The following is a 6,792-nucleotide window of genomic DNA, read 5'->3' on the forward strand; positions in this document are numbered from 1 at the left end:
ACATTAAAAGTGTTTCTGGCGAAATAATCTTTAAGTCCGAATACGTTTTTAAATGCTGTTGTAGCTGACTTAATCTTTTAGTGCGTGACGTGAGTTGAAACGGTAAGTGTTCTTTGTAAATGCTTTGTTTGTTAGGAGGAACTACAATATAAAATTCAATTTTTTTTAAATTGAGATGTTGTTTTATTTTACTGAGTTTTTGGGTAATTGCATGAAGTTCAGCATTTGTAAAAGGAACATTTCCAAAAGAATCATTTAAAATATCATTATAGGAATTGCCTAAAAAATACCAGCCCTCTTTAGCTTGTACAACTTCATTGGGAAGCGGATGATCATTGAGGATTTGAGATTTAAAGTTGAGATACATATTTGTAAAAGTCAATTTTAATCCAAGGTTATTCACATAATAATTCTTGAAATCGGAAATATAAAGCTGTGGGTTTTCGAGATTGAAATCAGGTGTTTTACTAAATTTTTTGTTTTCGTTATTTGGTGTGTTTTCCAAATCAAAAAGCATCACAAGATTGGGTATAATCAATAGTAGTAAAAACCCAATTATTAGTAGATAATCTTGGATATGTCGATTGGGAGCTTTCAAAACCTGAAATAGATAAAAGGATTATACGAATCTACAGCAATATAAAATAGACATAATATAAATAGGGCTAGCAAACCGATGGTTCTAAATGACTGCAATATAGGATTGGAAATGTTTGTTGTTCTGCACAGTGTTTTTATCTTGTGATAAACAGGCATCGATAAAACTGTGGCCAGCATTAATACAATGAGCAATTCGTTTGATAAATAGTAATTTAAGAATTCAATATTGGTTGGGTTTTGAAAACTGAACATGGCTACAATATAATTTATGGCATCTGATAACGAATTACTTCTGAATAAAACCCAAGAAATACAAATCGAAAAAATGAGATAGATATGCGCAATAATTTTAGGTATTTTTTCTAAGATAGCGCCCCAGCCCAACCGTTCTACAATTATCAAACTGCCATGAAACAATCCCCAAACAATGAAGGTCCAGTTGGCACCATGCCATAATCCTGTAAGGAAAAAAACAATGAAAAGGTTGAGGTAAGTTCTGCGATGACCTTTTCGATTTCCTCCCAACGGAATATAGAGATAATCTTTAAACCAGCTCGATAGGGTGATGTGCCATCGCTTCCAGAATTCCCTAATCGATTTTGCGGTGTATGGATAGTTGAAGTTTTCAGGAAAATTGAATCCTAATAATTTACCAAGACCAATAGCCATATCGGAATATCCTGAAAAATCGAAATAAATTTGAAAACCGTAGGCAATAGCACCAAGCCACGCTAATGGAGCAGAGAGGTCATCAGTATGCAGGCTAAAGATATTATCGGCCAGAAACGCACAATTATTAGCAATCAACATCTTTTTTGCAAGACCAATAATAAAGCGTTCAACACCTTCAGACATGAGCGACCTGGTTACTTTCCTATTTAAAAGTTGTGTTTCGATGGATTTGTACCGCACTATTGGGCCCGCTATAAGCTGAGGAAATAAGGTAACGTAAGTGGCAAAATCAATAAGGTTTCTGTTTGCTTTTATCTCACCTCTATATACATCAATCGTATATGACATGGTTTGAAAGGTGTAAAAACTAATACCAAGTGGTAAAGCTATAGTTGAAAAAGCTTGTGCCTTTTCTAAATTCACATTAAAGAGTCCCAAAAATTCAATTAAATTGGTAAATACAAATCCAGAGTATTTAAAATAAGCTAAAATCCCTATGTTAAAAACAATGGATAAAATCAGTCCGATTTTTCTTTTGCCATTTTGAATAATGATGCCACAAGAGTAATCTATAAGGGTGGAAACGATAATTAAAATAACCAGTTCCCGTTCGCCCCATGTATAAAAAAGCAAACTCATGGCGAGCAAAAAGAAATTCTTCAGTTTTTTAGGCAGTAAATAGTAGCAAAATAAAGTTAGTGGTAAGAATAGAAATAAAAAGATGGGACTACTAAATAGCATCTAGGATAATCAATTATGAAAAGCTAAAGTACAATAAATTATCTTATTTTTGACCTGAATATTTCTAACCAGATGCACGATTAATGAGCAATTATAAAAGGTTTTTTGCAGTACTTTTCTTATTGTTTTCCATGACTTTGTTTTCACAAGATTATTCTGATTTATGGGAAGGTCATTTTTCATATTTAAATATTGGAGATGTGACCAGCAATGGAAATATGATTTATGCGGCTAGTGAGAATTCAGTTTTTAGTTTTGATTCACAAACTCAAGAAATAGAAACCCTGACAACAATCGATGGGCTTTCAGGTGAGACCATTTCTGCCATTCATTACAGTCAGGATTATGGATTGCTTTTAATTGGTTATGCCAACGGATTGATTGAAATTTCATCTGATATTTCTACCAAAATAACATCTGTCATTGATATTTTAAATAAAGAAACGATTCCTTCGACAAAAAAGAAGATCAATCATTTTTTTGAAGATCATGGCGTTGTTTATATTTCAACCGATTATGGTATTTCGGTTTTTAACTTGGAGCGTTTGGAGTTTGGCGATTCTTATTTTATTGGTTTTGGAAGCAGTCAGATTAAGGTGAACCAAACCACTGTGATTGGCGATTATATTTATGCAGCCTGTGGCAATAATGGCGCACTTAAAAAAGCATTGAAAACCAATCCCAGTTTAATAGATTATACCCAATGGATTACTATGGATTCGGGTGATTTTTTGGGAATTTCTAATGTTAACGACAACTTATTTGCCGTCAAATCCAATCGGCGGATTTATAAGATTACCAATGATATTCTTACCGAGCAATATGAATATCCAACCCTGCCCAAAAGTATCAAAAGTAGCAATGGGCATTTGGTGATAACCACATCCAGCCAAGTGTTTGTTTATGATGACCATTTCAATTTGGTGGTTGCTGCCGAAGATAATTCAGATGCCCCATTTACTTGTGCTACGGTCAATTTGCAGAATGCTATTTTTATTGGTACCACCTCTAATGTGAGTTTGGGAAAACCAGGTTTGGGCATTTTAAAAACCACTGCCCAAAATAGTTCAAGCTTTGAAAAAATCCATCCACCAGGACCTTTAATGAACACTATCTTTAGCATAAAAACCCCGCCGAATGAAATTTGGGCTGTTTTTGGAGGTTATTCATCAACCTTTAATTTTAATGGTGGTATTGCTAGAACTGGCATTAGCCATTATAAAAATGAAGCTTGGAAAAATACACCTTATGACACGATTGCAGCCAGTATTCCCAACCCTAATTATCTGTCGCATATTGCAGTCAATCCATTTAATCCCGATCAGGTTTTTATAAGTTCGTACTGGTCGGGATTGATTGAGTTTAATCAAGGTAATGCTGTTGGACTTTATGATCAAACAAACAGTACGATCATGCCTTTTCTGGATGATTTACATTTAACCCTGGGAAGTACCTATGATAGACAAGGTGCTTTGTGGGTTATGGATGGAAGAGTTGCCAAGCCACTCAATAAATTTGAAAACGGCAAGTGGACGGCTTATGATTTTACACCGATAATTGAAGTTCCAACCAGTAATATCGGATTTACGGCTCCTGTTTTTGATGCTCACGGGAATGTTTTTATAGGGAGTTTTTTAAAAGGACTTATAGGATATAATTTTAAATCAACCGCCAACTCAATTAAGTTTATTGCGAGTGAAGAAAATAATATGCCTTCAGATAACGTAAAGGCTTTGGCCATTGACCTTAACAATCAACTTTGGATTGGCACTATTTATGGACTTCGAGTTTTGTATAATACCGATTCTTTTTTCTCGAATTCTAATATATCCGTTAGGGAAATTGTTATCATGGATGACGGGATCCCCAAGGAACTGCTGTCGGGACAAGTAATTACTGATATTGAAGTTGATGGTTCCAATAATAAATGGATTGGTACCGGACAATCTGGCGTTTTTTATTTTTCTCCAGATGGGCAACAAACTATTCATCATTTTACAACTAATAATTCACCGTTACCTTCCAATACCATCAATGATATTTCTATCGATTCTCAGACAGGAAAAGTATATATCGCTACATCAAACGGATTGGTTTCTTTTAATTCCGGTGGTTCCAATACAGAAAGCGAATTGAATAGTGCTTTTGTTTACCCCAATCCTGTGCGACCGGAATATAATGTACTTGGTGCAGATAATTTGAATGATATTACCAAAGGCGTAAAAATTAAGGGTATTACCGAAAATGTCAATATCAAAATCACTGATATTGAAGGTAACCTTGTTGCAGAAGCGCAATCACGGGTCAATTTGAGAGCATCACGTTCCAATTATAATTTTGCCATTGATGGCGGAACAGCCGTTTGGAACGGTAAAAACTTGGCCAATAATGTCGTAGCTTCCGGCGTTTATTTAATTATGATTTCGGATTTGGATACTTTCGAAACCAAGGTTTTGAAATTGATGATCATCAGATAACAGCCTATCAAATTATGTTAGTTAAAACCGAAGCCATTGTGCTTTCCAAAATAAAATATGGCGATCATGATGTCATCGTTAAATGCTATACCAAGAACAGAGGTGTTGTCAGCTATTTATTACGCGGTGTTTTAAAAAGCAAGAAAGGCAATTCCAAAATAGCGTATTATCAGCCGTTATCACAATTAGAAATTGAAGAAAATTACAGGGCCAACCAATCTTTGCACTTTATCAGAGATGTTAAATTGGGCATTCCCTATAAAAGTATGCATACCCATGTTTTAAAATCTTCTATAGTGATGTTTTTGTCCGAAGTTCTAACCGGCGTTTTAAAGGAAGAAGAAGCTAATTTACCATTATACGGATTTTTAGAAACGTCCTTACAATGGCTGGATCACGAAACCAACTTTGCCAATTTTCATTTGTTATTTTTGCTGGAACTCTCTAAGCATTTAGGGTTTTATCCAGATGCTTCACAAGCTGGTTTTCCTTATTTCAATTTAAAGTCTGGAAGTTTTGAGTTAAAATCACAAGTGCCTTATACCGTTTCGGGCGAAAATTTAATCGTTTTGAAACAGTTGCTCACCATGAAATTTGATGCGTTGGACAATCTGAAATTGCATTCAACACAAAGGCAATCGTTATTGAATATGCTGCTTTTTTATTTTGAATTACATCTCACCGATTTCAGAAAACCAAAATCGCTCCAAGTATTAAATCAGGTGTTTGGCTGATTTTATTTTTAATATTTTCTGATACAATTAATGGCTTTTTATAGCACGCTTGCTAATGATTTGGCCGTTGGAGAGTTTCACCTTAGCGATATACGTCTGATATCCTAAAGTTTTTAAATCATATATTTCAGTAGCACTATTACCTTTCAAATTATATAATTTCCGACCTAGCACATCCATGATTTCAATCGAATTAATATTGTACCCATTGTTTACTTTGAATTGTACGCGCCCATCGCTCAATTCAACAATAGTGAGTCTATTTTCATCACTGTTGAAATCATTTATGGACAATGCTTGCTGTTTAAAACCAACAGTAAACCGCTTATCAAAATGACCCGGAATTGAAGTGAAATTATAATCTGAAGCTGATAGATTATGCTGGATATTTAGCAGATGATCTTTAAGATAAACCGTGTTTTCATTAAGAAATTTGCCCTGTAAGTTGGCAATCGATAATTTATAAAGTGTGGGTTGGGTTATCGTCGTATTAAATCCTAAGCGGATTTCTTCATCGGTATTTAAACTTGGGATGGCCTTTCCTTGAATGGCAAATTGTTTAGGGCTGCCAGAAATTTGAGTGTATAAGTTGGCTCCTAGGTTTGAAGACAAATTTCGTTCAGAATCATACATAATATCATCAACGCCGTTGGTTGCGCCATCTACATAAGCAACCAATACTTGATTAAAAACCCCATTATCTGAAGTGAGATTAATCCAAAGTCTATTGGGCACCTCGATGTTTTCAGGTCTAAAAAATTGTAAATTACTTGATGGGTCTGCCATTCGCATGGAGTTTTTAAAAGTCAAGATTCCGCCATTTGCTTTGCCAATCACAAAAAAACCTTGTCCCGAAGGAATATTGCCTGAAGGTATAATGCCACTTCCGCCGGCAATGGCACCACTTCCCGCAGTGATAATGGCATAATCATCGGTACTAAAATTGTATCTGTCTGGGCCTGGGTTTTCCTCTAATAGCAGCGAAGCGTGCGACCATAAGTAGGCTACGCCCCAAATGACCTCACTGTTGTCGTCATACACCATACTAAAATCGATGGCTGATGGATAAGGATTGCCTATAAAGTTCCAGTCATTGTCGGTAGGAATATTGTTGGTATGGATGGCGACCGAGATATTACCCGTATTAAATGCCCCATTGAATATGATGTGATCTTCTCTTGGAAAGCTACCCGAATTACTGGACGAAGATATATAACCTACCCCTGGAATCATCGGTCCAGAGGCCAATTGCCAAGCGTCATTGTTGTCATCCACTTCATCATTATTAAGATCTTCATAATTTGCAGCATCAAAGTAAAAACGTCGGCTTGGAGGTGCAAAGCCCAAAATTGACTCGACGGTGGCATTGGTTACTGGCGAGCTCCAAAATGTATAGTCATACCAGTTTTTTTTGAGAGCGGTTGTTTTATTCGCAATTGAAGTCCCAGTATTTATGGTAGAAAATGTTCCAGCATCTGGGCCATCGCCACGTTGTGCAAGAGCTCCTTTAGTTTGGATCGTGAGATTCCCGTTGACAATAACATCATTAATAATTTCCACAAAGTAAC

4 protein-coding genes and 1 pseudogene are annotated in these 6,792 nt (G+C 35.7%); 2 read left to right on the forward strand and 3 right to left on the reverse strand.

What is annotated here, in order from left to right; genetic code table 11:
* Together VNJ50_RS07495 and VNJ50_RS07500 are read right to left on the reverse strand one after the other, a co-directional pair.
* Positions 1-517 (reverse strand): alginate O-acetyltransferase AlgX-related protein (locus VNJ50_RS07495; RefSeq protein WP_325580530.1); only part of this gene is annotated, 517 nt, incomplete at its 3' end.
* 77 nt (positions 518-594) lie between these two features.
* Entirely contained in the window at positions 595-1,911 is a 1,317-nt protein-coding gene (locus tag VNJ50_RS07500) for an MBOAT family O-acyltransferase (RefSeq protein ID WP_325580532.1), read from the reverse strand.
* A 185-nt stretch (positions 1,912-2,096) separates the two neighbouring features.
* On the opposite strand from VNJ50_RS07500, the gene VNJ50_RS07505 reads away from it, so the two are divergent.
* Both VNJ50_RS07505 and recO read left to right on the forward strand, forming a co-directional pair.
* Positions 2,097-4,490, forward strand: coding sequence for an ABC transporter substrate-binding protein (locus tag VNJ50_RS07505; RefSeq protein WP_325580533.1), 2,394 nt, complete (start codon positions 2,097-2,099; stop codon positions 4,488-4,490).
* A 14-nt stretch (positions 4,491-4,504) separates the two neighbouring features.
* The gene (gene recO, locus VNJ50_RS07510; protein WP_325580535.1) at positions 4,505-5,224 is read left to right on the forward strand and encodes a DNA repair protein RecO; all 720 of its coding nucleotides are present in this window, start codon (positions 4,505-4,507) and stop codon (positions 5,222-5,224) included.
* 27 nt (positions 5,225-5,251) lie between these two features.
* Here recO and VNJ50_RS07515 read toward each other — a convergent pair.
* A pseudogene (locus tag VNJ50_RS07515) lies at positions 5,252-6,792 on the reverse strand (hypothetical protein); the annotation flags it as partial.

This window comes from Gelidibacter sp. (assembly GCF_035577925.1).
In the GTDB taxonomy this organism is placed as follows: Bacteria; Bacteroidota; Bacteroidia; order Flavobacteriales; family Flavobacteriaceae; genus Gelidibacter.